Origin of the sequence: Amycolatopsis japonica, from assembly GCF_000732925.1 — a bacterium.
GTDB lineage: Bacteria > Actinomycetota > Actinomycetes > Mycobacteriales > Pseudonocardiaceae > Amycolatopsis > Amycolatopsis japonica.
Genome location: NZ_CP008953.1, coordinates 4,647,787 through 4,673,919, shown reverse-complemented (window position 1 = coordinate 4,673,919; position 26,133 = coordinate 4,647,787). Strand labels below are relative to the sequence as shown.

The following is a 26,133-nucleotide window of genomic DNA, read 5'->3' as shown; positions in this document are numbered from 1 at the left end:
TCCCCGAAAGGCAAGACATGTCCGACCTGTTGCGCGCCCCCGCCGAGATCAAGTACGCCGAAGAGCTGGACTGGCTGGAATCCGTCGACGACAACCCCAAACCGTTCGCCTGGCGTCTGTCCCCGAAGATGCTGCGCCTGTTCATCCTGGGTTCCGAGCGTGCCGACGGCCTCGACCGTGAGATCTCGCAGAAATGGTTCGGCGACCGGAGCATCGTGGAGCGGGCTATCGTCACGCTCGCCTCGGACCGCGGGCTCCTGCTGATCGGGGACCCGGGCACCGGCAAGAGCTGGCTCGCCGAGCTGCTGGCCGCCGCGATCTCCCGCAACTCCACCCTCGTCGTGCAGGGGACCGCCGGCACCACCGAGGACCACATCAAGTACTCGTGGAACGTCTCGATGGTCATCGCGAAGGGCCAGTCCCGCGAGTCGATGATCCCGTCGCCGATCATGACGGCGATGGAGGCGGGCTCGATCGGCCGGTTCGAGGAGCTGACCCGGTCCACCAGCGACGTGCAGGACGCGCTGATCTCGATCCTGTCGGAGAAGTACATCTCGGTGCCGGAGCTGGACAGCGACGGCATCGTTTTCGCCAAACCCGGGTTCTCCGTGATCGCCACCGCCAACAGCCGCGACCGCGGCGTCAACGACCTGTCGTCCGCGCTCAAGCGCCGCTTCAACTTCGTCCGCATTCCCGTGGTGACGAACAAGAAGAGCGAGGCGGAGATCGTCCGCTTCCGCACCGAGGAACTGCTGCGCCGCCACCAGATCGAGCTGGACGTGCCGCCGACGCTGCTCGACGTGCTGCTCCGCAGCTTCGGAGACCTTCGCGCCGCGGCGGCGTCGGCGGGCAGCGACGACGAGAAGCTGGAGTCGGCGTTGTCCACGGCCGAGCAGATCGGCGTGCTCGAAGACGCGGTGCTGCACAGCAACTTCTTCGGCGAACGCGAGCTGACCGCCCGCACACTGGCCTCCTCGCTGGTCGGTTCGCTCGCCCGTCGTGAGCCGGAGGATCTGGCGATCCTCAACAAGTACCTGCACGGTGTCGTCGAGCCGCGCAGCAAGGACGAGGGCGGGGACTGGCCGGAGTTCCTCGACGGCGGCCGCGACGCGATCGCCACCCTCTCGTGAGCGGCGCCTTCGAGGCGTTGCGCGGCCAGTTGCAGGAGGCCGCGGCCGCCTTCGCCGACGGGCCCGGCGCACTGGAGGGCATCCTGCTCGGGCTCGTCGACGACGTCGACCGCGCGGTGCGGGAGCCGTTGGAGATCTTCCCGGTCTGCCACCATTCCCCGGCTTCGGCCGTCGCGATGGCACGGCGGTTGCGGGAGAAGCAGCCGAAGGTCGTCTACCTCGAACTGTGCGAGGACATGGCGCCGTTGCTGACCGAGCTGCGCAACTGCCGTCTTCCCGTGGCGGTGCAGGCGTTCGCGACGGAGGTCAAGGGATTCCCCGCGGAGTGGGCACCCTTGTCCGTGGTCGCGCCGATCACCGAGGCTTCGGCGGAATACCAGGCGATCGCGTACGCCCTCGACACCCCGGGCGTCGAGCTCGTCCTCGTCGACCGGTCGGCGGACCATGTCTTCCAATGGAACGAACGTGAGCCTGAGCCGTCCGCCGACCCGGACGCGCCGCCCGTCGAGGAGGAGGCCGCGCTGCACGGTGACGCGGTCGGCGTCGAGATCGGTGACCTGCGGCCGCGGTTCGCTGAACTCGAGGAACACCTGCTGCGGCACGGGCGGGTGCGGCACTGGTCGGAGTGGTGGCACCAGTACGTCGAGCTGCCGCTCGGTGACAGCGACCACGACACCTATCGCCAGGTCATGTTCCTGATCGGCAGCCTGTTCCGCCGTCTCGCGCCGGGGGACACCCGGCACGTGCGGGTGGACGAAGACCGCGAGCGCTACATGTGGACCCGCATGCGCGAGCACCTCGCCGCGTCGGGGGCGGATCCGGCGGAGTGCCTCTACATCTGCGGCGCCTTCCACGCGGCCAGCCGGGTCGCGGAGTTCGGCGTCGAAGGTACGGACGGGTTCGTGATCAGCCCGCGCAGCGAGAGCACCTGGCAGTACGGGCTGATCCCGTCGAGCCACGCCTCGATCGAGGCGCAGTTCGGGCTGGCCGGGGGATCGGTGTCGATCGCGGCGACCGAGTGGGCCAAGAACCTCAAGCGCACCAAGGTGAAGCAGTTCCAGCTGGAAGGGCAGGTGGGCGGGCCGAAGCGGAAGAAGGCCGCGGAGCTGCCCGCGCCGACGCCGGATCCGGTGGCAGTGGACCCATCGGACCAGCTTTCCGGCTTCCTGCAACGGCCTCCGGTACTCGACCGGCTGGACGAGGCGGAGCTGCTGGGCTGGTCGGTCGAGATCGTGCGGGCCGCGCGCCGGAACGGATACCTGGCCTCGACGGCTGACGCCATCGCGGTCTTCGAGACCTCGATCCTGCTGGCGGGCGTGCGTGACCGGGCCAAACCGACACCGTACGACTTCCAGGACGCGGCGGTCACCTGTATCGAGAAGGACGTCGTGCCCGGCAGGCGCGACGTGCGCCGCCTCGTCGAGATCATGATGGGCGGCGACCGGATCGGCCAGGTCGGGTACGACGCGTTGCCACCCTTGGCGCGCGACGTGCACGACAGGCTGGAGCCGCTGGACCTCAAGCTGCAGCAACGAGGTGTGCAGCGGGCGTTGCTCGACATCGCGTCGAGGCCGGAGCTGGAGCCCTGCTCCGATCTGCTGTGGATGCTGCGCTACCTGATGCCGCGCGGTGCGGCGAGGCCGATCATGGGCGAGCGGCGGCTCGGCGAGCGGCCGATCCAGGAATCGTGGGATCTGGCCCTGGGCACCCACCAGCGGGCCCTCATCGAGCTGGGCTACGAGGGGGTCAGCGTCGAGCAGGTGCTGGAGCAACGGCTTCGGCGCGCTGCCTACCATCCGCAGGCCACCGCAGCGAAGGTGCTCGGAGCTGTCGAAGACGCGACGCTCTACCTGCGTAGCGCCCGGCTCGCAGGAGAGCTGGGGACGCGTGCTCTGGAGGTGCTGGCCACCGAACGCACCGTCGACGGCGCTCCGGAAGTGTTGCGGCGGGTGCGGAGGCTGCTCGCGCACTACCGGACCAGCGAGCCGGTGCTGCCTCGGTGGATCGAGGAGTTCGTCAGGACGGGGTACGCGCACTACTGCACCCTGCTCCCGGCGGCCTTCGCCGACGAGGAAGCCGGTGTAGAGCAGGTCGCCGCGATGCTGGGCTTCCTGTTCAGCATGGAGTCGCTCGCCTTGTCGCTGGGGTGCGACCGCACGCAGCTGGAGCTGGCGATCGTCGGATCGCATCCGCAGGAGCCGTCGAAGGTGGCGTTGCTGTGGGCCGCGCAGGTGCAGCTCGGTCGTCTCTCCCGCGCGGAGCTACGGGAGCGGTGCGCCGAGCTGCTGGCGAACCCGATGGTGCTGCCCGCTTATCCGCGCTACCTGAGCGGGTTCGTGCACGCGTTGGAGCCGGCGCCCGGGCTGGCCGACTTCGTCGTCGAGGCGGTGTCGAACGCCTTCGCCGAGCTTCCGGACCGGTTGCTGTTGCCGTGGTTGCCGACGTTGATCACCACCCTGCGGTCCAGGGGCGCCGAGCTGGTGCCGCTGCTCGTGAGGGAAGCCGGCCGCATCTTCCCGGGACGGCTCGCGGCGCTCGATGAATGGGTTCCGCCCTGGAAGGACCAGCCGGAACCCGTCGCGGTGACGAGGAAGGCCAAGGGCGGCGACCTCGCCCTACTGGCGGCGTATCCGGCGGCGTGTGACGCGGTGGCGGGTCTGCTGGGCTGCGACGAGCCGTGGGGGAGCACCGCACCCACCGGTTTGGCGTTGCTCGAGCGGCATCCGGACTCCACAGCCGCGTTGGAGGAGGTGCTCACCGGAGTGTGAACTGAGGGGCTGTCGCCGGGGTTCCCGGCGACAGCCCGATCGGTCAGTCGGCGACCCAGCTTCCGTGGAAGCCCAGCGGTACCGGCCTGGGCAGATGGATACGTGCCAAGGGCTTCGCGGTGAAGTCCTGCGCCGCGAGGATCACGAGGTCCGACGCGTTGCGGTCGGGGTTGTTGACGTAGGCGAGGGCGTAGCCGTCGTCCTCGGCCCTGCCGCGGGAGGAAGGCACGAACACTGCTTCGCTCGCGTCGGCACCCCGGCCGAAACGGTGCACCTCAGAGCGCCCGTTCCGCAGGTCGTGCTTGATCAGCGCGTTGCCGAAGGAGCCGGACGGCTTGTCCAGGTAGACGTCGAACAATTCGCCGGGGGAGGCCGAGTAGCCATATCGGTGCCGTCGCGACACCAGGCTTTCGTTGACCCGCGGGAACTCCTGCGGCCGGTCGTCGAGAACGCGGCGCCGGACCCGCCCCTGCGCGAGATCGATCGTCCAGCGCTCCAGCACCGGCGGGCCCGACGCCGACGGACCACCGAAGCCCTGCTTGCCTGCCACCTCGAACGGAGCGGGCATCGTGGTCAGGTCGACCACCACCGTGGAGCCCTGCTCGTAGGCGTTGAGCGTATGGGAGTAGAACACCGGATCCACCCCGAACCAGCGGACCGGGCCACCGTCGCGTTTCATCACCCCGACCCGGGCCGGGTGATCCGTGTTCCACTGGTAGGGCACGACCTTGCCCGGCTGCGGATCGAAGGTGACCGGTACGTCGAAGACGACCACGTAGTTCTCGGTGAGCCCGAAGTCGTGCATCATCGGGCTGTCGGTGACCGGGATGCGGGTGGTCCGCACCACGCGGCCGGTCCGGTCGACCATGAGATGCCGCACGTGGTCCCAGGTCGGGTGATAGGTCACCGCGTGCAGCTCGTCGGCACGGGCGTCGAACTTGGTGTGCGCGGTGTAGGAGCCCTCCAGTGAACCGCTGAAATCGAACGGCCCCAACGTGTTCAGCTCGCCGTCGAGTTCGTACGGCGGGGCGCCCGACTCCTGGAGGGCGAGGATGCGGCCGTGATGGGCCATCACGTGCGTGTTCGGCGCGAAGTCCTCGGCGGGGACCGGCCACGGGTACCGTTCGCCGAGCTTCGCCGCGACCCCGGACGAACGGACCCAGCGGTTGCGGTACCACTCGGCCTTCCCGTCGCGCAGCCGGACGCCGTGCACCATGCCCTCACCCAGCATCCAGTGGTGCGCGCGCGGATCCTCGAGACCGAGAACGTTCGGCCCGGTGCGCAGGTATCGCCCGCAAAGATCGCTCGGAATGCGGCCGGTGACCGGCAGGCCGAACGCGGTCACCTCCTCCGTGACCGGCGCGAACGCGCCTTCGAGGAACGGGTAGCGCGGTTTCGCCGGAGCTTGCGCGGCGAAAGCGGATCCGCTGCTCCCGAAGCTCGCGGCGGCTCCACCGATGGCGAGCGCGGCCGCGCCGCGGAGCACGTTCCGCCTGGTCGGTTCGGTCATGGTCGATCCCCCGGTTCGTGACTTAACTGTGTATGCCATGAACAGTGTATGCCTTTACCGGTTTTGAGTGCAACAATGCCCCGATGGACGACGTCAAGATCGAGTTGCTGCCGCCGGGTACGGCGCTGGCCTGGGGACATGCCCCGGCGCCCCGGCGCGGGCCGAAACCGGGATACAGCCTCGAGCAGATCGTCGACGCGGCCATCGCGCAGGCCGACGCGGAGGGCTATGCGGCGCTGTCCATGCCTTCGATCGCCAAACGGCTCGGCGTCACCGCGAACGCGCTTTACCGGTATCTGAGCTCCAAAGAGGAACTGCTCGTCCTCGTGGCCGAAGCGGCCTGGGGGCCGCCGCCGGAACCGTCGTCCGGTGATTGGCGTGTCGCGGTCACCGCCTGGGCCCGCGCGCTCCTCGAACGTTGCCGCCGTCATCCGTGGCTGATCGACCTGCCGGTGCGGAGTGCGCCCAGCACGCCGAATCTCCTGGGGTGGCTGGAAAATTTCCTTGAGGGGATGGCGGATTCAGGGCTGAACACCCAGGACGTCACGGGCTGTGCGGTCTTGGTCGACGGATGGGTTCGCAGCACCGCGTCGTTGCTTCGGGACGTGAACGCGAGCCCTCCTGATCAGGTCCGGGCTCTGGGCTCGTTTCTGGGACCGCGCCTCGAAGCGCGGGGCTACCTGCGCGTCGCCGCCGTGATTTCCGGTGAGGCGTACGGCGAAGAAGGCATAGAGGAAGCGGACATCGAGTTCGGTCTCAGCCGCATCCTGGACGGTATCGAGGCGCTCATCGGGCGCAGCTGAACACCCCGTCCAGCCGGTAGTCGACGATCTCCGCCGCGCGCTCGGCCGTGTAGGCGTCGACCATGATCGCCGTGAGGAGGCCGGCGGACATCGTCGCGAGGGAGTCCGCCTCGAGCCGGGGATCGAGGCGCGCGGAAACGTCGCCTTTCTCCTGGGCCGCCCGGAGCAGTTCGGTGATCGCGTGGACCAGGTGAGGCAGAAGCGGTTCCTGGTCGGGATCCTGGCTGCCGCGTGTGACGTCGACGGCGAAATACGCGATCTGGACGGCTGAAAGCATGCGGGCGCGGTCGCCGTCCGGCAGCACCGCGGTCAGGTAGGCGCGCACGATGGTGCGCTCGTCACCGGTCTTCATCGCCTCGCCGATGGTCTTCCCGGCGTGCTCCGCGGTCAGCTCGACGATCCGCTGCCAGGAGAAGCGCAGCATCTCCTCCTTGGTCGGGAAGTAGTACTGGACCAGGTTCATCGAGATGCCCGCCTCCGCGGCCACCGCACGCAGCGTGACCGCCTGCAGGCCTTGGGCGGCGGCGATCCGGAAGAGCGCCTCCGCGATCTCGCGCCTGCGCTCTTGGTGGTCCACACGTTTCGGCACGCGGTCACTCTGCCATGCCGGTGAGGGTTGGCTGGAATGGCCACCCGCTGTTATGGTGCAAGTGCACTATAAAAACTCGAAGGAGGTCCGATGCTGGGGGAGTTCACCGACAAGAAGGCCGAAGAGCGCTTCTTCGCCGTCTACGACGAAATTCTGCGGAAGTGGCCGGTTCCCGCCGTGGAACTGGACATCGAAACGAGATTCGGCCCGACGCGGGTCCGTGGTTGCGGGCCGGTGGACGGCCCGCCGATCGTGCTGCTTTCCGGCGGGATGGGCACGTCGCTGTCCTGGTATCCGCATATCGCCGAACTCGCCGTCCGGCACCGGGTCTACGCCGTCGACTCCCTCGGCGAGCCCGGGCGGTCGATCCAGACCGCATCGGTCGAGTCCACGGAAGACTGCGCGGACTGGCTCACCGAGGTCGTCGAAGGCGTGCTCGCGGAAACAGGCCACGAAAAGGTCTATCTCGCCGGTGTTTCGCGAGGCGGCTGGCTGGCGCTGAACCTCGCGACGCGGTCCACCGCCCGGATCGCGGGTGTCGTCGCCATCGAAGCGGCTGGGTTCGGCGTGATCGGCCGGAGCTTCATCTGGTGGAGCCTGCGCGAGATCTTCCGCTGGTTCCTGCCCAGGTGGCTCCTGCGGTTGGTGGCGTCGGGTGATCCGGACGTGCGGCACACCGTGCGGCCGCTGCTCTTCGCCGCGCTCAAGTACAAGCAGCAGCTCCCTGAGATGCACCTGTTCAGTGACGACGAGCTGGCGGCGATCGACGTGCCCACCCGGATCGTCGTCGGCGAACGCAGCGTCATCCACGACGCTCGCGCGGTGGCGGCCCGGCTCGCATCACTGAACCCGCATATCGAGGTCGAGGTCGTGCCCAAGACCACTCATGGGTTGTCGCTGGAGAAGCCCGACCTGGTCACCGCCCGGATTCTCGAGGCCGCGCGTCACGCCGCGGCCACCTGATCCGGCCACGACGGGGAACGGCCCAGCAGGGCGACGATCGTGTCCAGATCGGACTGTCCCGTCGCCTCGACGGCCGGTGCGAACGCCGCGCCCGGCGTGGTCCGGCTCTTCCCGTTCGGGATCGCCTCGGCGAACCGCAGCCCGGCGTCGAGGACCTCTCGCTGGAACGTGATCGGCAGGCCGAGGGTCTTGGCCACGTCCCACGAATGCACCAGGTAGTCCACGAAATGGAAGCCGAGGGCCTGCTTCGCGGTGAAGGTGACTTCGGTGGAGAACTCGGGAAGGGCGAATTTCCGCTCGGCGAGATCGTGGGGGACGAAGGCGTTCAGTACGCGGTTCACCGACGCGCGGTAGGTGCCGACGGGGTCGTCGCCCAGCGGGAGCAGCCGCCAATGGTCGAGGTGGCTCTCGCCTTCGGCCGCGGCGGCGAAGCCGTGGTGCTGGGTGGCCATATGCGCCAGCAGACCGTGCAGGGTCCAGGCGCTGCACGGGGTCGGTTTGGCCAGGTCCGCCGGGGTGATCTTGGTGACGAGGTCAAGGCTGGCCCGGGTCACGACGGCGTCGAGCATGCGTAGTTCATCGATAGGCATGCGCCTATCATCTACGCATGCATACGAGTTAGTCAACCGGTTCCCGGACCTCGGTCGGTATGGTCTGCGCATGGCGGAGCAGGGGAGGCCGGATCTCGCGGCGATGCTCGGCGGGCTGATGCGACGGCTGATGAACGCCGAGACGCCGGTGCTGGCCGAGCACGGGTTGACCATGTGGGGCTACGTGGTGCTGAGCGCCCTCGACGACGGGCCCGTCCGCACACAGGCCGCGCTCGCCAAGGCGATCGGCGCGGACAAGACCCGGATCATCGGCACCCTCGACACCCTCCAGGAGGACGGGCTGATCACTCGCGAGCCGGATCCGAAGGACCGCCGGGTCCGGCTACTGGGGATCACCGAGGCGGGCCGCGCGTCGCGGCGATCGGCCCAAGCCCGGATTCAGGAGCAGGAGGAACGGTTGCTAGGCCAGCTGCCGGCTGCCGACCGCAAGACGTTCCTCAAGGCCGCGCGCGTGCTTTCCGAAGCGCGGTGGCCGTGAGTCAGCCCAGCTCCTCCACGACCATGCCCGCCGGATAGTCCGACGGCGACCGGCGCCACCACGCGCTGAAAGCCTGCGCCAGCCGTCGTGGCACTTCGACCTGCGCCCCGCCACCGTGGAACTCGATCGTCACCAGCAAGGCCTCGATGTCCCAAGGGATCCGCCGGGCCAGTTTCGCGTAATCGGCGCTGGCGGAGACGAACGTGACCGCTTTCGTCGCGCCGATCCGGCGCGCTTCCCCCAGAACGGCGTCTTCGAGTACTCCCGGCGGCCAGTCGCTGAGCCGCAGCTTCCGGTCGTAGTAGGAGATCGGCTCGTCGGCGCGCAGGATCCCGTAGCCGCCGCTGAGGATCAGCGTCCGCCCGTTCTCGGCTGCCTCGCCCAGCGCGCTGCCGACGTTCCGGTAGAAGTTCCCGCTGTAGCGCAGCCACGCGGGCCGCAGACCGCCGCTTTCGACCTTGGACCTTGCCAAGATCTCGGCTCGTGCGCGAAGCATCGGTTCCGACCAGGCCGTCGCGGTTTCCCCGGCCTGTCCGCCTCGGTTCTTGGCCTTGGAAGGGCCGAGAACGGTCAGTGCCTCGCGCGGATCGATCGCGTCGAGAACGTCGGCTGCCTCCATCGAAGGGATCCTATCGGCGACTCGCTGACCGGCCGCTGATCGGTGCCGGGCATGCTGGAGGGACCAGAGGCGCGGAGAGGGGGAACATGTCGCCACTCGTCGTGCACGGCCTGTGGTCCCGTGGCCGCGGGATCGTGCTGTGGGGTGAGCACGGCGATCGCCCGGCGACGACGTCGATGCGGCCGTCGACCGCGGCCCGGCCGCATCCGTTCGCCGCCTCGGTCGCGGATCTGACCGCCCTGCATCCCGGCAAGCCGGCGACGGCCGTGCTGCTGTTGCCCTCGCGGCGCGGCGGCCCGATCGCCTCACCCGAACTGGGTACCCGCGGCCGCCCGCAGCCGGAACCGACGCTGGAACCCTGGTCGGTGCCGGCGCTCTTGATCGACCCATCGGAGCTGGAGGACCTGGCCGAGACGGTCGGTTACGGCACGTCGGTCCGTCATCTCCGTGCCGTCGTCCGGCTGGCGGACGACCTGGTCCGCCGCGGCCGGGTGCTGCCGACGCTCGTGCGGAACGAGATCGTGGCGCGGGCGCGCTGGCGGCCGGTGGCCCGGGGCGGTGACGCGGTCGCGGTCCGCGCGCTGATCGCGGCCACCCCTCCCGTCGGCCGGGCCGAACATCCCGGACCGGATCCGGCGGCGCTCGTCACCGACGCGCTGCACACCCTGGTCGACGCGGCGGTTCGCGACCGGCTCGCGGCCGCCGGGCATGCCACGGAAAGCGATGGGCGCGAAGGCCCGTTCGGGTCATGGCTCCACGCGCTGAAGAGTGCCGACGACCGGGTCGGCCAGTCGCCGGGGCGCATGGGGATCGTCGCCGAGGGCATCGCCGCCTGGGACGCGCTCGGCGACACGGACCTCACCGAGGGCACCGTCTGCGTCCGGCTCGACGAGGTTCCGACGCTGCACGGCCCTGCCGACGATCCGGACGACCAGACCGGCGACGGGACCAAGTGGCAGCTGCGATTCCTCCTGCGCTCCGCGGCCGACCCCAGTCTCCTGCTCCCCGCCGAGGACGTCTGGTCCGGCAAGGCCGGCGCGAAGTTCACCGACCCCGAAGGTCTCTTCACCGCCGAGCTGGAGCGCGCCGCCGGGGTGCTGCCGCTGCTCGGGCCCGCGGTCGAGGCCGAGAAGCCGGGCGTTTACGACCTCACCGTCGCCGAAACCGTGGAGTTCCTCGACGGCGGCGCGGAACAGCTGGTCGCGGCCGGCTTCGACGTCCAGCTCCCGGCGAGCTGGGGTGGCAGGCGGAAGCTCGCGCTCAAGCTGTCCGTCCGCGGCGCGCCGGTCGACCAGGCCGCCGTGCACCGGCTCGGGCGGCATCAGCTCGCCTCGTACCGCTGGGCGCTAGCCGTCGGGGAGGACGCGCTGACCGACGAGGAACTCGCCGGGCTCGCCGCCGCGAAGTCGTCGTTGGTGCGGCTGCGCGGCCGGTGGGTGAGCGTGGATCCCGAACTGTTGCGCGCGGGCCTCGAGTACCTCCGCCGCGATCCGGACCGCGAGAAGCCGCCGCTGCCCACCCCGGCGGACCTCCTCGCCCTGCTCCATGGCGGTTTCGAAGCGCCGCTGCCGGTCACCGAAGTCACCACCGACGGCTGGATCGACGATTTCCTCGCCGGGCGGGTTCAGCGCACCATCGAACCGGTCGAGCCGCCGCCGACCTTCGTGGCGACGCTGCGGCCCTATCAGAGCCGCGGTGTCGCCTGGCTTTCGTTCATGACGTCGATCGGGCTCGGGGCCTGCCTCGCCGACGACATGGGGCTGGGCAAGACCGTCCAGTTGCTCGCGCTCGAAGCGATGGAGAGGGCGCAGGACGACAGGCGGCCGACACTGCTGGTCTGCCCGATGTCGCTGCTCGGGACGTGGCAACGGGAAGCCGCCAAATTCGCCCCGGAGTTGCGCGTCCACCTCCATCACGGCGCCGACCGCGGCCGCGTGCGGACCGAAGGCGTGGATCTCGTCGTCACCACCTACTCGACCGCCGCCCGCGACGCCGACGAACTCGCGGGCATCCGCTGGCACCGGCTCGCGCTCGACGAGGCGCAAGCGGTCAAGAACCAGAACACCGGACCCGCGCAGGCCTTGCGCCGGATCCCCGCCGGGCACCGGGTCGCCCTGACCGGGACGCCGGTGGAGAACCGGCTCGCCGACCTGTGGTCGCTTTCGGATCTGCTCAACCCGGGCGTCCTCGGTGGCAGGCAAGAGTTCCGAGAGCGGTTCGAGGTGCCGATCGAGCGACGGGGCGACCTCGCGGCCGCCACCGAGCTGCGCCGCCTGACCCGGCCGTTCTTGTTGCGGCGCCTCAAAACCGACCCCACCGTCCTCGCGGATCTGCCCGAGAAGATCGAGATCCTGCAGGAATACCGCCTCACCCGCGAACAGGTGACGTTGTACCGCGCGACCGTGGACGAGATGATGACGAAGATCGCCGACAGCGCCGGGGTCAAACGGCGCGGCAACATCCTCGCCGCGATCACCAAGCTCAAGCAGATCTGCAACCATCCCGCGCATCTGCTGCACGACGGTTCGCCGATCGGGCACCGCTCCGGCAAGGTCAACCGGCTCGAAGAACTCCTGGCGGAGATCCTGGACTCGGGCGACCGCGCGCTGTGCTTCACCCAGTTCGCCGAGTTCGGACACCTGCTCGTCCCGCATCTCTCGCACCGGCTGAACGTGAAGATCGCCTTCCTGCACGGCGGGCTGTCCCAGCGGCGGCGCGATTCGATCGTCGAGCACTTCCAGTCGGGCGAGGGTCCGTCGATCCTGCTCGCGTCGCTGAAGACCGGGGGAGCGGGACTGACCCTCACCGCCGCCACCCACGTCCTGCATCTCGACCGGTGGTGGAATCCGGCGGTCGAGGAGCAGGCCACCGACCGCGCCTTCCGCATCGGCCAGCGGCGCAGTGTCCAGGTGCGGAAATTCGTCTGCCCCGGAACCATCGAGGAACGGATCGACGACGTCATCACCAAGAAGGAGGCGCTGGCCGATCTCGTCGTCACCGACGGGGAGGACTGGCTCACCGAGCTGTCCACCGATTCGCTGCGCGAGGTCTTCACGCTCGGCCGGGAGGCGGCCGATGACTGACGGATTCCGCCGGGCGCTCGACGAGCTGGGCGTCCACAAAGGACTGGTGCCGCCCTGCACGGTCGACACGCTCACGCTGGGGCCGGGGGCCGCCGTCGCCAGGGTGCGGGTGACCAGGCAACGGTTCTACGAGGTCCGTATCGGCCTGCCGGCGTTCGGCAAACAGGTGTGGACGGCGGTCGTCGCCGCCGTCGTCGCGGACGAGCCCACGAGGACCGCCCTGCTCGACGGACGGGTGCCGGACGGCATCGATCGCTTCTTCGCCGCCGAGCAGGTGCCGCTGTTCCCCGAGGCGGCGTGGGAACTGTCGCTGGACTGCACGTGTCCCGGCACCCGTGTCCCGTGCGATCACCTCGTCGCGGGCCTGATCGCCCTCGAAGCGGACGCGGACCCGTTCGCGATCTTCACGCTTCGAGGGCGCGATCGCGCGACACTGCTCGAAGAGATCGGACGGCAGGCGGGCGCGCGCGTGACGGGCCCGGCCGCGGATGACGGGACACCCGGGCTCGACGAGGTGATGGACGACTTCTTCGGCTGGGGCCCGGCCGGGGACGTCACGAACCGGCGGCGGCCGCCCGCCGGGGATCCCCTGGGACTGCTCGACGAGGTCCCGCCGCTCAAGGCCACAGTGGACGGAACCTCGGTCACCGCCCTGCTGCGGCCGCTCTACCGGGCGATCACCGGTCAGGAGAAGTAGGCGTCGACGATCCTGTCGTCCACTTCGGACAGAGTGGCGGGGGACCACTTCGGAGCGCGGTCCTTGTCGATGATCTGCGCTCGGATGCCTTCGGCGAATTCGGCGGTTGAGAGAGCGTGGGCCGAGATCCGGTATTCCTGTGCCAGCACGGTTTCCAGATCGGGCATCGCCGCCGCCGACCGGAGCGCCCGCAGGGTCACCTTCAGTGCGGTCGGTGACTTCGCCTCGATCTCCTTGGCGGCGGTGGCCGCCGCGTCACCCGCGGCGTGGAGCCGGGCCAGGATCTCTTCGACGGTGCCCGCCGCGTAGCAGTGGTCGATCCAGGCGGCGTCCCCGGCCAGCGCGCTCGGCGGCGCCGGTTCGGCGATCGACTTCAGCGCGTCTTCCGTGGGACGCGACGTGAGCGCGTCGAGCAGGTCCGGGATCCGTTCGCTGGGCACGAAGTGGTCGGCGAGTCCACAGTGGATCGCGTCTGGCCCGGAGACCGCCCCGGCGGTGAGCGCGATATGCGTCCCGAGTTCGCCGGGAGTCCGTGACAACAGATACGTGCCGCCGACGTCCGGGACGAAACCGATACCGGTCTCGGGCATGCCGACGCGGGAGCGTTCGGTGACGATCCGGTGGCTGCCGTGCGCGGAGACGCCGACTCCGCCGCCCATCACCAGCCCGTCCATGAGGGCGAGATACGGCTTGGGGTAGCGCGAGATCAGGAGGTTGAGGCGGTATTCGTCGGCCCAGAACCGCAACGACGCGGTGCCGCCGGCGCGCGCGTCCTCGTAGATGGCGCGGATGTCACCGCCGGCGCAGAGCCCGCGATCGCCCGCGCCGTCGATCAGCACGGCACGGACACCCGGGTCGGCACGCCACGTTTCGAGGTGGTCGAGCATGGCGAGGACCATGCCGTGGTTCAGCGAGTTCAGCGCACGCGGCCGGTTCAGCGTGATCCGGCCGATTCCGCTCTCGACGAGGAACTGGACGTCATTCACCAAGCCACCCTAAAAGTAGGAAGTCCTACTATGTGGCGGTTGTGGCGTACGCCTCAGCCGAATTCGACGGCGCGAGCGGCGGGTCCGGGAAGTACCTCGTCAGCATGACCGTCTCCCACGCGATGGTGAAGTAGAGGATGCCGGTGGCCGCCCAGCCGGTGAGTGGTTCTCCCGGCCAAAGCAGCACGGAGGCCAGCGCGGTCAGTGATGCGGCGACGAGGGCGGGGAAGAGCACGGTGAGCCCGACGAAGGTGAGACGTCGCCCGCGCCCGCTCCGGATTCCGACGGCGGTAACGCCCCACAACGAGACGAGAACGCTCAGCGCGCTCAACCCGCCGACGTAGGCGGCACGCTCCCAGGGATCGAATTCCCAAGGCAGTGCGGTTCTTCGCAGGAGTAGGCCCAGGCCGAGCAGGTAGAGCAACGCGCCCACCGCGAACGCGACCACCCGGCGGAACGGGGTCGCTCCGCCTTTGTCGGGGAGGTAGTGCCAGCAGAAGTACCCGCCCGCGAAGCCGATCCCGATCGCCAGGAAAAGGTGACCCGGCGGGCTGAACCACTCGTTCGTGCCGACCGACACCGCGCCCCACGCGAGTAACGCGGCGACGACACTCCACAAGGGAGCGAGGAAGCCGATCAGCAGAGGCGGCACGACCATGGGCTTGGTCACCGCGAACAGCGTCCGTCCCAGTTTGGCGCCCTTGCTCGTTCCCGCCGGTTGGATCGCCCGCCAGGTGACCAGGCCGAGGCGTAGGCCCGCTCTTCGGAGGTGGGGGCGTTTGAAGAGCACGCGCACCGTTTCGGCGCCGACCTTCCCGAGAACCTGGGCCTTGTCCGAGAGCCGGGCGACAGAGGTGCCGGTCGCTTCCTTGAGCTGCGTGCCGGTAGGCGGGATGTCGCCGTTGTGCCGCAATTCGGCGAGGCCGGTGAGCAGCGGGATCTCCTGTTGCAGGATGTTCCAGTGCAGCCAGGTGGTGAGCAGGATCGGGAGCTTGTGCCGGACGTTCGCCGGGGTCACGCCGAGTGCTTCCCAGGGGCCGATGAGCCCCGCCAGTTCGGGACGCGCGTCGAGGTCGTCCGAAGTCTTGCCGAACACGTGGACATACTGCTCGGCGTAGAGATCCCGGAGCCACTCGACGAGTTCGGTGTCCTTCCTCGCCTGGAGACGCTCGCTCCTGGCGACGACGTCGACCAGTGAACAGGCCGCGTCGAGGCGGCCCCAGGTCCAGTCGTTGAGCCGCCAGCGCGAGGACAGGAAACTGGCGAAGTTCATCAACTGGTTCCCGCTAAGCTTGCGCTCGACCCGCTGGATGTCGTCGACCGGTGGCTCGGCCAGCAGGATCGGCTCCAGGGGGCTTTTGGCGACCGCGGACATGGCGTGCACGCGGATCCGGCTCGGCTCGGAGAGCGGATCGGGGCGGAGGGGACCGATCAGGAGTTCGGCCACGGCGAAGACGTCGAGCGTCGACTTCAGGTCGATGCGTGCCGCCTCGTAGAGCGCGGTGAACCCCGGTGCCTTCGCGCGTTTCCCCAGCGCGGAGACGAGTTCCCTGGCCAGCTTTCCGACCCGGCGCCAGATCGGGATGAGGAACGGCTCCGGGAAGTCCGGCGCGACGGGGAGTAGATCCGCGTGGACGGCGTGTTCGGCGACGTCGGCGATGGCGCAGCACCAGTTCTCTCCGGACCGGAGTCCGCCGGCGGTCTCGATGAAGCAGGCGAGACGACGGCAGGCGGCCATGACCCAGGGAAGGACCTCGAAATCCGGTGAGCCACCGCGGAGGAGCAGCCGATCGCGGCAGGCAAGGAGGACTTCGCAGGCGAAGCGGGTCTCGTACAGCTTGTCGCGGATCGAACTGAGCGCCGCCTTCTGCTTCTTGTTCAGGCTTTGCCCGGCTTCGATGGCCTGGACCCAGTCCAGGACCAGTGCGACGGCGCGCGGGTGCCAGCAGGGAACGGAACCACGAAACGGTGAGCTTCTTCGCTCCGGGCACACAGACGAGATCGGGAACGGCGGGGCCCCGCAGGAGTTCGAGGATCGGAGCCGCGGCCTGCCCGGAGGTGAACGTGCGGCTGTCGGGGATCGGAAGCGGATCGGGACCGGTCAACGAGATCGGGTCGTCGACCAGTCTCGCCAGCCGGTCGGCCTCCACGGAGGCCACGGCCTCGGCATAGCGCGGCATCAGTTTCCGGCGTGCCTTCGGGCCGGGGAGATTCCGCAGGCCGGGGTCTCCGGGAAGGCCGCCGGCGGTGCCGTGCAGCCGTTGCGCGGACGTCCAGGCGTCGCTGAGCTCGGCCGCGTCGTCCAATAGGGACTCGCTGTTCATCTTGGTGCGGATCAAGGCCTTGACCACCCGTGCCAGCCGGGCGAGCGAGCCCTGTTCCTTGCTGTTGGCGGGGAGTTTGGCCGGCGTCGGCGGCACCGGCTGCAGATAGAGCAACCAGCGGTCGACGGGTGCCTGAGCGGGCGCGCCGGCGACCGCGCGGATGGCCCAGGAGAGCGGGATGTTGTCGAGGACACCGCCGTCCATCAACTGCGCCTGGGTCCCGCCCACATCCGGGACGCCGGTCTCGCTGCACGTGCCGACGGCGTCGAGCCACGGTTTGTCGTCGACGATCTCGGGACCGGTCACCGTCAACCTCGCCGGCTCGAAAGCCCCGGGGAAGGACGACGTCGTCCGCGCGGCGTAGGCGAGCCGGTCGAGATGCGCCGTCGAACCGGCGGGGAAATCGCTGAAGATCGGGTGGGCGACCCCGCATTCGGTCCGGTAATGGCGAAAGGCGAGATGAGCCTGAGACCAGCTCGCGAGCAGGGCCTGTCCGACGGAAGGGCGCAGGTATTCATTGCGCGGGAACAGTCTCGTGGCGGTGAGGATGAGGCGGACGAGTCGAGGGGAGGCATCGGTGCGCAAGGGATTGCACGACGAGGTGTCGAGCAATTGTTTCACCTGTTCCGCGAGCTTCGCGTAGAAGCCGCCGTCGCCGTCGAGCAGAGAAGGCGGGATTCCGTGCCCGGGGTGCCGGGTGAGCAACTCGAGATCGCCCAATTTGAGCCAGATGTCCCGGATTCCGTCGTCGAAACGCATTCCGTAGACGAGATGACTGGCGAGCAGCGCGCCGTTGAGCCCGCCCGCGCTGGTCCCGGCGATGACGTCGACATCGACGTGCTCGTATCCGGCGACGGTGAGGATCTTCCGGTAAATGGCGCGTTGGGTGATATCCCGTGCCGTCACCGCTTCCGGCGAATCCTGGGAACCGTCGGCGGAACGGAGCGCGGTGATTTCGCGGCACGCGCCACCCATCCACACGGCGAGGCTGACACCACCACGCATGCAGAGCGCAAGGCGGAGATCATGCGGACGTGCGGAAGAATTCATGACGGTCATCGCTGCCTCCCTGTGAAGAGGTCGGCGATTCCGGAACAGGGGTTACTGGAATGCGTAAACGATGAGTGGTCGTGACGCAGTCGAGGCTGATCCGCTTTGCCATTGCGAATATCTGCCAGCGAACGAGGGCCCCGGTCTGGTAGTCATCGGTCATGAGCGATGAGCCCACCGCGGCGGAATTGGCGGACGAACTCCTCGACGTCCTCGCGACCGAGCTTCCCTTGATGGCGACGTTCGACAACGTCCCCGGGCACGACCACGAATTGCGGGACGTTTCGAAGGCGGGGGACGATCGGCTGCGGGAGCGGGCCGTCCGGATCGCCGGGCTCGCCGCCCGGTCCACCGATCCGGATCGGATCACCCTCGGAGTCATCGCCCATCACACGGAATCGCTCCTGACCAGGCTGGATTCGCGGCTGACGGAATTCGTCCTCGCCGATCCGATGGCGGCCGAGGGGATCGGGGTGCTGGCGTGGCTTCCGCAGCTGGAGCCGTCGGGGGAGCAGGCGGAGGAGGACTATCTGGCCAGGCTGGCGGTGTTCCCGGAGTTCTTCGCGGCACTGGCCGAACGCCATCGTGCCGGGATCGCGGCCGGCCGGACCCCGGTGGAACGCGCGGTACGCAACGCCGTCGACTACCTCGACCGGGTCCTGGCCGCCGAACGCCACCCGTTGCTCGTCCCGCCGCTGACCGGCGACCGCGTCGCGCGACGGGAGCGGCTGTTCGCCGAGCGGGTGCGGCCGGCGCTCGTCGCCTACCGCGAGATGCTCGCCCGGGAGATCGCCGGACACGGCCGCCCCGACGACCGGCCGGGTCTCTGCTGGCTGGATGGCGGCAAGGAGAGCTACGCCGGCCTGGTCAAGACGCACACCACCACCGGGATCTCACCGGAGGAACTGCACGAGACCGGTCTCGAACTCGGCCGGGCGCTGGACGAGGAGTACCGGCGGCTCGGCGCGGCCGTCTTCGGCGAGGACGATCCCGTCGCGGTCCGGCGGCGGATGCGCACCGATCCGTCGCTGCGCTGGCGGGACGCGGACGAGATGATCACGACCGCGACGGAAGCGGTCGTGCGGGCCGCGGCCGCCGCGCCCGGCTGGTTCCGGCGGATTCCGTCGGCGGAATGCGTCGTGCGTGCCGTGCCGGAAGCCGACGGGCCCTCCGCCGCGCAGGCGTACTACATGCCGCCGTCGGCGGACGGCAGCCGTCCCGGCGTCTACTCCACCAACACCTACCGGGTGACCGAACGGTTCCGGTTCATCGCCGAGTCGGTCGCCTTCCACGAAGCCGTTCCAGGGCACCATTTCCAGGCCGGTGTGTCCTACGAACTCGAGGAAGTGCCTCGGCTGCGCAGGCTCGTCCCGCTCTCGGCGTTCGACGAGGGCTGGGCGCTCTACACCGAACGGCTCGCCGACGAGATGGGGCTGTACTCCGACGACGTGATGCGGCTCGGCATGGTGGCCGAGGATTCCTTGCGCGCCGCGCGGCTCGTCGTCGACACCGGACTGCACGCGCTGGGCTGGAGCAGGCAGCGATGCGTGGATTACCTCGGCGAACACTGCGTGCTCAGCGATGTCGAGGTGCAATCGGAGACCGACCGCTATATCGAATGGCCCGGTCAGGCGCTGTCGTACATGACGGGCAGGCTGGAGATCCAGCGGATGCGCGCCTTCGCCGAGGAACAACTTGGCGAGACGTTCGACATCCGCGACTTCCACGACGTCGTCCTGAAGAACGGGCAAGTGCCGTTGCCCGTGCTCGGCGACATCGTGCGGGGATGGGTGACGGACACGCGGCGCCGGGAGTGACCCGGCGCCGCGTGCTCGGGCTCAGTCGCGCTTCGCGAGCGTCGCGACCTCGGCGTCGGACAGCGGCCGGTCGTAGAGCCGGACGTCGTCCACCGCGCCACGCAGGAAGTCGACCTGCTGACCGCCGTACTGGCCGCGGCCGATCACCGTGTGACCGGTGCTCGGGGCGGCCGAGCAGGCGTTCTGCGAGGCGACCTTCGCGCCGTCGACGTACAGCGACAACGTGCCCGCCTTGGCGTCTCGAACGCCGGTCAGGTGGTACCAGCGGCCGACTTCCGGCTTCTCCGGCGACAGGGCGCGGAGGCCGACGAAGCTCATCGCCCACCGCTGGTCCTGCCCGGAGTACTGCAGGAAGAAGGCGCTGTCGCGGCCGGTGTCCTGGCTGACGACGGTCTGGAACGCGCCGCTCGCCTCATCCAGCTTCGCCCACGCCGAAACCGAGTAGCTGCCCGCCGTGTTGACGAGGTTCGCCCCGGTGTCGGCCTGCCCGTTGCCGGCGAAGGCCAGCGCGCCGCCTTCGACGCCGCCCGCCCACTGCGCGTTGGTCAGCGTGGCGTGCGCGGTGCCGACGGAGTCCTTGGCGCTGGAACCGGTGCCCTCGTCGAACTTGTAGGCGTGCACGCCGTCGATCCCCGGAGTGCCGGGGCCGGGGTCGGGTGCGCCCGAACCGCTGCCGTCGGCGTTGCGGATGATCGCCTGGTTGACCGCGCGCACCTGCGCGAAGTCCATCTTCTTCACCTGCCTGTCGTAGGTGAAGAAGCCGTTGACCTCGTGCTCGACGTCGGTGATCTGCGTGTAGATCGAGCCGCTGATACCGCAGCTCTGCGCGGACGCGAGCACGTCGCGCTGGTTCTGGACGTAGCGGCTGTTCAGGGTCGCCTGGTCCTTCACCATTTCGTAGGCGTGGCCTTCGCCGAACCACATGTGGTCCTGGACTTCGAGGCCGTAGCCGCCGTGCTCGCCGTCGATCGAGATCCGCTTGGCGTCGGGCATCGGCTTCGCGGGGCCAGGGTAGGAATGCCAGTCGAGGACGTCGCCCTTGCCCGAGTCGCCGAGCGAATCGCAGCAGTTGACCCCGCTGTGCGCGTTGACCAGCCGCGTCGGGTCCTGGGCCTTGACGCTCTCGGCGACCTGCCCGGTCTCCTCGCGCGACCACTCCGCCCAGCCCTCGTTGAACGGCACGTAGCCGACGATCGAGGTCCAGTTCTTCTTCTGGTCGACCAGTTCCTTCAGCTCTGCCTTGAACTGCCGTTGAGCGTCGACGGGCGGGCGGCCACCGGTGCGCATCGACGGCATGTCCTGCCAGACGAGCAGACCGAGCTTGTCGGCGTGGTGGTACCAGCGGTCGGGTTCGGTCTTGATGTGCTTGCGGACCGTGTTGAAGCCGAGGACCTTGTGCTGTTCTAGGTCGAAGCGCAGCGCCTGGTCGGTCGGCGCGGTGTAGATGCCGTCCGGCCAGTAACCCTGGTCCAAAGTGGACTGGAGGAAGAGGATCTTGCCGTTGAGGGTGAACCGGAGTTTGCCGTCGGCGCCCTTCGCGGTGCCGAATTCACGCATGCCGAAGTAGGACGACACCTTGTCCACGGTGCGGCGGCCGTCCTTCAACTCGACGTCGAGGTCGTAGAGGAACGGCGAATCCGGCGACCAGAGTTTCGCCTGGGGCACCGGCAGCGAGATCGTGCCTGCCGCGGACGCCTTGCTGCGGCTGACCACCTTCCGGCCGTCGCGGACCACGGCCTCGACGGTCAGCCCGGAGTTCCCGCCGGTGTCGACGGTGAGCTTGAGCGTGGAGGATTTGAGATCGGGGACCATGCCGAGCGTGCCGACGTGCTTGGCCGCGACCGGTTCCATCCACACCGTCTGCCAGATTCCCGACGCGCCTTCGTAGAAGATCCCGCGGTCGGGGACCCGGCGCTGTTTGCCGACGGGCTGCCAGGTGGCGTCGGTACGATCCTCGACGCCGACGATGATCTCCTGCTCTCCCTGGGGTTTCAGCGCCGAGGTGACGTCCGCGGAGAACGCGCCGTAACCGCCCTGGTGCGCGGCGACCTCCTTGCCGTTGACGTAGACCTTCGCCTTGTAATCGACCGCGCCGAAGTTGATCCGGAGGGTGTTGTCCTTGCCGACGTTCCAGTTCCGGGGCACGGTGAACGTGCGCCGGTACCACATGAAGTCCTCGTGCCGCTGGATCCCGGACAGCGCCGATTCGGTGGGGTAGGGGACCAGGATCTTCTCGGCGAGCTTCTCGCCGAAGGGCGGGACCTCGCCGGGTGCGGCGCCGGCGAACTCCCAGACCCCGTTGAGGTTCTGCCAGTTCTCGCGCACCAGTTGCGGCCGCGGGTACTCGGGCAACGCGTTGGTGGGCGAAACCTGGTTCGTCCACGGGGTGGTCAGGCGTGGCTTGCCCATCTTCCAGCCGCTCTCCGCGGCCGTCGCGGCCCCCGGCGTCGACGCCAGGGCAGTGAGGGCGACCACCGCGGCGGTCAGGGATTTCCGGAAGCGTCTCGGCCTCCGGGGGCGTTGTGGTGACAACGTTGGCAACATCTGCTCGACACCCTTCTCCGGGGGCGGCCGCCTCGGCGGAGGTGCGCCTCCCACTGGACCTGTGCAGGCGTGAAACCACGACCCCGTGGCCGGTGGGAACCGGTGTGAGCCGGGCCACGGCTGGCCGTCAGGATGTTTTTACATCGTTGATACAACGTTGTAAAGCGTCGAAGGCGTCGAATCGGTCGTGGGCGGGAGAGCTGTCCGGTGTGTCAGGGGCGGCGGGCTCCAGGTTCGGTCCGTGAAGGCCTCCTTGAGGGACCCTGGGTCCCTCAAGGAGGCCTTCACGGACCCTCGTCGTTGATCCAGGCGAACGGGCGACCTTGGGCGTGGTCCAGGAAGGGGCCCAGACGAGTTCGCCGGGAAGGGCTCACAACCGCGATCCAAGGGAGTGTCTTGGGAGCGGCCGTCACGAAGACGCACGTTAGCGGTCTTCGCAGTCCACCCACTCGAAATACCCGGTCCCCGAAACCGCCCGGCTCCTGAACGCGCCCTCGAACGAGTACGCGCCCACGTAACCGCGCCCATGCCCGTAGCGCAGCGGCGTGTCCACGGTCCCGTCGAGCACGGCGACCTCCTCGTCGCCGTCCCGCACGGTCCAGCGGAATGCTCGCGGAACACGCATCGCGCGTCCCTGCGGGTCGATCTCGGGCTCCTCGCGGGGAGTCACTTCGACCGAGACGTCCTGGAACACCGTCGCCGAACCGCCCAGAGTGCGCAGGTGCGCCAGCCGGCAGGCGGTCGCGCCCGCCGCGCGGACGTCGGTGAGCAGCAGCTGGGTGCGCTCGTCGAGGTTGATCACGTGGTAGGTGAAGAAATCGACCGGCAGCTTCCAGCGTGGCGACACCGGGTTGCGGAAGAGTGCTTGCGGCGTAACGCATCGCGCGTATTCGACGGTGCAGAGACCATCGACTTCGACACGTCCGGCTCCGTCGGTGACGGTCCCGCGATAGGTCGCCAGCAGGCTGAGATGGTCGTAGATCGGCGTCCGCACGAAGTACGAGACCTGCGGCGTCGTGGTGATCGCGAGATCCGCGCCGAAGCCGCCGTAATCCGCGCGCAGGCGGTACTCCGGATGGTCCGCCTCGATGACCAGATCCTCGCCCCAGGCAAGACGTGACCCGTCGGCGGCGAACCGGCAATCCGTCCGGGTGTCGTAGGCGCGGTAGTGATGGTGTCCCGGTGCGGCGGTCGAGGACAGGACCGTGGCGGTGCGGCGGGCGTCCGGCCGGGCGAGGTAGTCGTTGTCGAAGCACACCGTGCCGGTGGCGCCGATGAAGGTCATGGTGTTGAGGTAGCGCAACGGCGCTGGCAGCCGCGGCACGAAGACGCCGTAGTGCGTCCACGCCCAGGTCCGTGAATCCACGTGCGGGCGTAGGAGTCCGGGGCGGCTGAACGGGCGCCGTGATCCCTCGATGCGGTGATCCAGCCGGGGCAGGATCCGGTCGACCAGAACGGGGGCGGCTTTCCGCAGCAGCCCGGCGGTGCGGTGCTCCATGCGTTGACACGGTAACTGACTGATGAGTAACTTACTAGAGAGTCAGATCGAACGGAGGCGACGATGCCGGCCGAGGAGCGTTCGTGGTGGGGCTGGGGCACCACCGACGGCGAACTGTCCAAGGAAGAGTCCGACGCGCTGGTCGCCCGCACCTCGGGTGTGCTGCCCGGCCACGACTTCACCGACCACGCGCCGCCGGACCCCGCGGATCTCGACCTCCCGGCGCCGAGGATCCGGCCGCCCGCGACGCTCGCCGCGTTGTGCAATGACCGAGCGGTCGATCGGTTGTCCCACGCACGCGGCAAGGCGTTCCGCGACATCGTCCGCAATCTGCTCGGGCGGCTCGACCACGTCCCGGATCTGGTCGCCCGCCCGCGTACGGAACAGGACGTCGTCGACCTCCTGGACTGGTGCACGGCCTCCGGGATCCCGCTGATTCCTTACGGTGGCGGCAGTTCCGTGGTCGGCGGGGTCGAACCGCGGTTCGACGGCCCCGCGGTCTCGATGGATCTGGCCGGTCTCGGCGAGGTGCTCGAAGTGGACACGGTCAGCCGCGCGGCGCGGATCCAGGCCGGGATCTTCGGGCCCGCGCTGGAAGACCGGCTTCGCCCGCTGGGGCTGACCCTGCGGCATTTCCCGCAGTCGTTCGCCCATTCGACGCTCGGCGGCTGGCTCGCCACGCGCGCAGGCGGGCATTTCGCCACCCTCGCCACACATATCGACGATCTCACCGAATCGCTGCGCGTCGTCACGCCCGCCGGGATCAGCGAATCGCGGCGCCTGCCGGGATCGGGCGCCGGCCCCTCGCCGGACCGGATGTTCCTCGGCTCCGAGGGCACGCTCGGCGTGATCACCGAAGCCTGGATGCGGCTGCAGGACCGGCCGGTCTGGCAGGTGACCGCGTCCGTCGCCTTCGAACGGCAGGAAGACGCCGTCGCCGCCACCCGTGCGATCGCGCAGTCCGGGCTGTACCCGTCGAACTGCCGTCTGCTCGACCCTGCGGAGGCGTTCATCAACGCGGGCGCGAGTGTGGGCGGCGGCCTCCTGCTGGTCGCGTTCGAATCCGCCGATCACCCGGTCGACACCTGGCTCGACCGTGCGCTCGAACTGACCGCGGGCCACGGCGGTGTCGTGAAAGCCCGGCGCAGCAAGGATTCCGCCGGACAGGACAGCGCATCGGCCTGGCGGTCGTCCTTCTTGCGGATGCCCTATCAACGCGACGCGCTGGCCCGCCGCTCGCTGATCGTGGAGACCTTCGAAACCGCGTGCACGTGGGACGGCTTCCCGGAGTTCCACGACGCGATCACCTCGGCGGCCCGTGCCGCGATCGACGAGGTGTGCGGCGGCGCGGGTGTCGTCACGTGCCGATTCAGCCACGTGTACCCCGATGGACCCGCGCCCTATTACGGGATCTACGCCGCCGGGCGCTGGGGGAGCACGGTCGCCCAGTGGGACGAGATCAAGACCGCCGTCTCCGAGGCGATCGCGGGCCACGGCGGCACGATCACCCATCACCACGCCGTCGGCCGCGATCACCGGCCCTGGTACGACCGGCAGCGTCCCGACCCCTTCGCCGTCGCGATCACCGCCGCCAAGACGGCGCTCGACCCGGCGGGAATCCTCAATCCGGGAGTGCTGATCGGCTGACCGGAGGGCGGACGAACGACGTCAGCAGCGTGGTGAACCGCATGGCGGCCAAGGACAACGTCCGCCCCGCCATGGTCTGCACCTGGGCTTCGCGTTTGCGGAACACGGCGTTGTCAAGCAGCACGTAGGCGACCCCTTCGGTGGCCGCGTCCTGCTCGATGTCACCCAGCCCGCCGACCAGGGCGATCCCGCCGCCGCAGCGGACGAACTCGTACTTCGGGCTCAGTTCGTTGCACTCCAGCACCGGATGCGCCGTGAGATTCTCGATCCGCGCGGCGATGTCGAACAGGTCGCGCAGGCTCTGCCCCGGCGCCGGCAGCGCGAGCGGATGCTCGCACAGTTCGGCGAGCCCGACGGCGTCACGGCTGGTCAGCGGATGATCGAGCGGGACGATCGCGTAGACCGGGACCACGACGGCACTCTCGACGCGCACGCCGTGCTGAGGCCCGGTCGCGAACGTGACAGCGACGTCGGCCGCGCCTTCGAGGACGCGGCGCGTCGCCTCGTCCCTGGTCACCACGTCGATGTGGAACGAGACGTCGTGATCGCGCCGGAACGCGGCGATGGCCTGCGGGACCACACGGCGTGCGAACCCCTCGGAACAGGCGACCGTCAGGGACCGGGCGTGCAGCCCGCGGCCGGTGCGGAGTTCGTCGACGAGAACGGCGGATTCGGCCTCGCTGCGCCGGACGTGGTCCAGCAGCCGGGTCCCGGCCTCGGTCGGCACCATGCCCCGCGGATGCCGGACGAACAGTGGAACCCCGATGCCCGCTTCGAGTTTGGCGATCTGACGGCTGATGGCCGAGGGGGCCACCGTCAGTTCCGTCGCCGCCTCGGATACCGAACCGGTGCGGGCGACTTCGAGGAAGTACGTCAGCGCGATCGGCAGTAGTCGCATCAGGGGCTCCGCAGGTTTGCCGCAATGAGAACGCGGAGCACGGTAAACGGCAATGGTCAGGGTACGCAAACCGACTTACGCTCCTCTGCGACACTCGACGAGCGAATCGGGAGACAAC

General features: G+C 69.1%; 18 protein-coding genes and 1 pseudogene. 9 read left to right on the top strand and 10 right to left on the bottom strand.

Features of this window, described 5'->3' with window-relative positions; genetic code table 11:
* The first annotated feature begins 17 nt into the window (after positions 1-17).
* Both AJAP_RS21655 and AJAP_RS21650 read left to right on the top strand, forming a co-directional pair.
* Positions 18-1,130 carry an ATP-binding protein gene (locus AJAP_RS21655; RefSeq protein WP_038514683.1) on the top strand — a complete coding sequence of 371 codons (1,113 nt, stop codon included), beginning with the start codon at positions 18-20 and terminating at the stop codon, positions 1,128-1,130.
* Entirely contained in the window at positions 1,127-3,898 is a 2,772-nt protein-coding gene (locus tag AJAP_RS21650; RefSeq protein WP_038514680.1) for a DUF5682 family protein, read from the top strand. Before AJAP_RS21655 ends, AJAP_RS21650 begins: the two co-directional genes overlap by 4 nt.
* 43 nt (positions 3,899-3,941) lie before the next feature.
* Here the strand turns inward: AJAP_RS21650 and AJAP_RS21645 are convergent, their stop codons facing one another.
* A complete protein-coding gene (locus AJAP_RS21645; RefSeq protein WP_038514676.1) occupies positions 3,942-5,408 on the bottom strand; it encodes a carotenoid oxygenase family protein in 1,467 nt (488 codons plus the stop codon).
* Between the two features lie 83 nt (positions 5,409-5,491).
* Here AJAP_RS21645 and AJAP_RS21640 point away from each other — a divergent pair, with 83 nt between their 5' ends.
* Complete coding sequence (locus tag AJAP_RS21640; RefSeq protein WP_038514673.1) at positions 5,492-6,211, top strand: TetR/AcrR family transcriptional regulator; 720 nt, start codon at positions 5,492-5,494, stop codon at positions 6,209-6,211.
* On the opposite strand, the gene AJAP_RS21635 is transcribed toward AJAP_RS21640, so the two are convergent.
* Positions 6,195-6,800 carry a TetR/AcrR family transcriptional regulator gene (locus tag AJAP_RS21635; RefSeq protein WP_038514670.1) on the bottom strand — a complete coding sequence of 202 codons (606 nt, stop codon included), beginning with the start codon at positions 6,798-6,800 and terminating at the stop codon, positions 6,195-6,197. The genes AJAP_RS21640 and AJAP_RS21635 overlap by 17 nt on opposite strands.
* A 90-nt stretch (positions 6,801-6,890) precedes the next feature.
* Here AJAP_RS21635 and AJAP_RS21630 point away from each other — a divergent pair, with 90 nt between their 5' ends.
* On the top strand, positions 6,891-7,763 hold the full coding sequence (locus tag AJAP_RS21630; RefSeq protein ID WP_038514668.1) for an alpha/beta fold hydrolase: 873 nt from the start codon (positions 6,891-6,893) through the stop codon (positions 7,761-7,763).
* On the opposite strand, the gene AJAP_RS21625 is transcribed toward AJAP_RS21630, so the two are convergent.
* Positions 7,745-8,353, bottom strand: coding sequence for a TIGR03086 family metal-binding protein (locus AJAP_RS21625; protein ID WP_038514666.1), 609 nt, complete (start codon positions 8,351-8,353; stop codon positions 7,745-7,747). The two genes, AJAP_RS21630 and AJAP_RS21625, sit on opposite strands and share 19 nt — an antisense overlap.
* 70 nt (positions 8,354-8,423) lie before the next feature.
* Here AJAP_RS21625 and AJAP_RS21620 point away from each other — a divergent pair, with 70 nt between their 5' ends.
* Positions 8,424-8,852 (top strand): MarR family winged helix-turn-helix transcriptional regulator, encoded by a 429-nt coding sequence (locus AJAP_RS21620; RefSeq protein ID WP_038514663.1) that lies wholly within the window; start codon positions 8,424-8,426, stop codon positions 8,850-8,852.
* Between the two features lies 1 nt (position 8,853).
* Here the strand turns inward: AJAP_RS21620 and AJAP_RS21615 are convergent, their stop codons facing one another.
* Positions 8,854-9,471, bottom strand: a complete 618-nt coding sequence (locus AJAP_RS21615; protein ID WP_038514661.1) for a YaaA family protein — start codon at positions 9,469-9,471, stop codon at positions 8,854-8,856.
* A gap of 86 nt (positions 9,472-9,557) precedes the next feature.
* Between AJAP_RS21615 and AJAP_RS21610 the strand changes: the two genes are divergently transcribed.
* Complete coding sequence (locus AJAP_RS21610) at positions 9,558-12,554, top strand: DEAD/DEAH box helicase (RefSeq protein WP_038514658.1); 2,997 nt, start codon at positions 9,558-9,560, stop codon at positions 12,552-12,554.
* Positions 12,547-13,251, top strand: a complete 705-nt coding sequence (locus AJAP_RS21605; RefSeq protein ID WP_038514656.1) for an SWIM zinc finger family protein — start codon at positions 12,547-12,549, stop codon at positions 13,249-13,251. Before AJAP_RS21610 ends, AJAP_RS21605 begins: the two co-directional genes overlap by 8 nt.
* Here the strand turns inward: AJAP_RS21605 and AJAP_RS21600 are convergent.
* The 3 genes and pseudogenes from AJAP_RS21600 to AJAP_RS45345 form a co-directional block, all read right to left on the bottom strand.
* On the bottom strand, positions 13,239-14,237 hold the full coding sequence (locus AJAP_RS21600) for an enoyl-CoA hydratase/isomerase family protein (protein ID WP_038523570.1): 999 nt from the start codon (positions 14,235-14,237) through the stop codon (positions 13,239-13,241). The genes AJAP_RS21605 and AJAP_RS21600 overlap by 13 nt on opposite strands.
* A 28-nt stretch (positions 14,238-14,265) precedes the next feature.
* The gene (locus AJAP_RS21595; RefSeq protein WP_038514653.1) at positions 14,266-16,230 is read right to left on the bottom strand and encodes a DUF3376 domain-containing protein; all 1,965 of its coding nucleotides are present in this window, start codon (positions 16,228-16,230) and stop codon (positions 14,266-14,268) included.
* Positions 16,231-16,789: 559 nt separating this feature from the next.
* Positions 16,790-17,536 (bottom strand): annotated as a pseudogene (locus AJAP_RS45345) (patatin-like phospholipase family protein); the annotation flags it as partial.
* A gap of 236 nt (positions 17,537-17,772) precedes the next feature.
* Between AJAP_RS45345 and AJAP_RS21575 the strand changes: the two are divergent.
* Entirely contained in the window at positions 17,773-19,428 is a 1,656-nt protein-coding gene (locus tag AJAP_RS21575; RefSeq protein ID WP_038514641.1) for a DUF885 domain-containing protein, read from the top strand.
* A 21-nt stretch (positions 19,429-19,449) separates the two neighbouring features.
* Here AJAP_RS21575 and AJAP_RS21570 read toward each other — a convergent pair whose 3' ends face one another.
* A complete protein-coding gene (locus tag AJAP_RS21570; RefSeq protein WP_407639372.1) occupies positions 19,450-21,972 on the bottom strand; it encodes a LamG-like jellyroll fold domain-containing protein in 2,523 nt (840 codons plus the stop codon).
* 424 nt (positions 21,973-22,396) lie between these two features.
* Entirely contained in the window at positions 22,397-23,470 is a 1,074-nt protein-coding gene (locus AJAP_RS21565) for a DUF6670 family protein (protein ID WP_038514639.1), read from the bottom strand.
* Between the two features lie 63 nt (positions 23,471-23,533).
* On the opposite strand from AJAP_RS21565, the gene AJAP_RS21560 reads away from it, so the two are divergent.
* Positions 23,534-25,117, top strand: a complete 1,584-nt coding sequence (locus tag AJAP_RS21560; RefSeq protein WP_038514637.1) for an FAD-binding oxidoreductase — start codon at positions 23,534-23,536, stop codon at positions 25,115-25,117.
* Here AJAP_RS21560 and AJAP_RS21555 read toward each other — a convergent pair.
* The gene (locus AJAP_RS21555) at positions 25,092-26,015 is read right to left on the bottom strand and encodes a LysR family transcriptional regulator (protein ID WP_038514635.1); all 924 of its coding nucleotides are present in this window, start codon (positions 26,013-26,015) and stop codon (positions 25,092-25,094) included. The two genes, AJAP_RS21560 and AJAP_RS21555, sit on opposite strands and share 26 nt — an antisense overlap.
* Positions 26,016-26,133: the final 118 nt, after the last annotated feature.

Excerpts from the sequence above, each read along its gene's own strand:
- AJAP_RS21570 (WP_407639372.1), bottom strand. The coding sequence starts at position 21,972 with ATGTTGCCAACGTTGTCACCACAACGCCCCCGGAGGCCGAGACGCTTC.
- AJAP_RS21640 (WP_038514673.1), top strand. The coding sequence starts at position 5,492 with ATGGACGACGTCAAGATCGAGTTGCTGCCGCCGGGTACGGCGCTGGCC.
- AJAP_RS21625 (WP_038514666.1), bottom strand. The coding sequence starts at position 8,353 with ATGCCTATCGATGAACTACGCATGCTCGACGCCGTCGTGACCCGGGCC.
- AJAP_RS21645 (WP_038514676.1), bottom strand. The coding sequence starts at position 5,408 with ATGACCGAACCGACCAGGCGGAACGTGCTCCGCGGCGCGGCCGCGCTC.
- AJAP_RS21605 (WP_038514656.1), top strand. The coding sequence starts at position 12,547 with ATGACTGACGGATTCCGCCGGGCGCTCGACGAGCTGGGCGTCCACAAA.
- AJAP_RS21630 (WP_038514668.1), top strand. The coding sequence starts at position 6,891 with ATGCTGGGGGAGTTCACCGACAAGAAGGCCGAAGAGCGCTTCTTCGCC.
- AJAP_RS21615 (WP_038514661.1), bottom strand. The coding sequence starts at position 9,471 with ATGGAGGCAGCCGACGTTCTCGACGCGATCGATCCGCGCGAGGCACTG.
- AJAP_RS21655 (WP_038514683.1), top strand. The coding sequence starts at position 18 with ATGTCCGACCTGTTGCGCGCCCCCGCCGAGATCAAGTACGCCGAAGAG.
- AJAP_RS21620 (WP_038514663.1), top strand. The coding sequence starts at position 8,424 with ATGGCGGAGCAGGGGAGGCCGGATCTCGCGGCGATGCTCGGCGGGCTG.
- AJAP_RS21555 (WP_038514635.1), bottom strand. The coding sequence starts at position 26,015 with ATGCGACTACTGCCGATCGCGCTGACGTACTTCCTCGAAGTCGCCCGC.
- AJAP_RS21610 (WP_038514658.1), top strand. The coding sequence starts at position 9,558 with ATGTCGCCACTCGTCGTGCACGGCCTGTGGTCCCGTGGCCGCGGGATC.
- AJAP_RS21575 (WP_038514641.1), top strand. The coding sequence starts at position 17,773 with ATGAGCGATGAGCCCACCGCGGCGGAATTGGCGGACGAACTCCTCGAC.
- AJAP_RS21560 (WP_038514637.1), top strand. The coding sequence starts at position 23,534 with ATGCCGGCCGAGGAGCGTTCGTGGTGGGGCTGGGGCACCACCGACGGC.
- AJAP_RS21565 (WP_038514639.1), bottom strand. The coding sequence starts at position 23,470 with ATGGAGCACCGCACCGCCGGGCTGCTGCGGAAAGCCGCCCCCGTTCTG.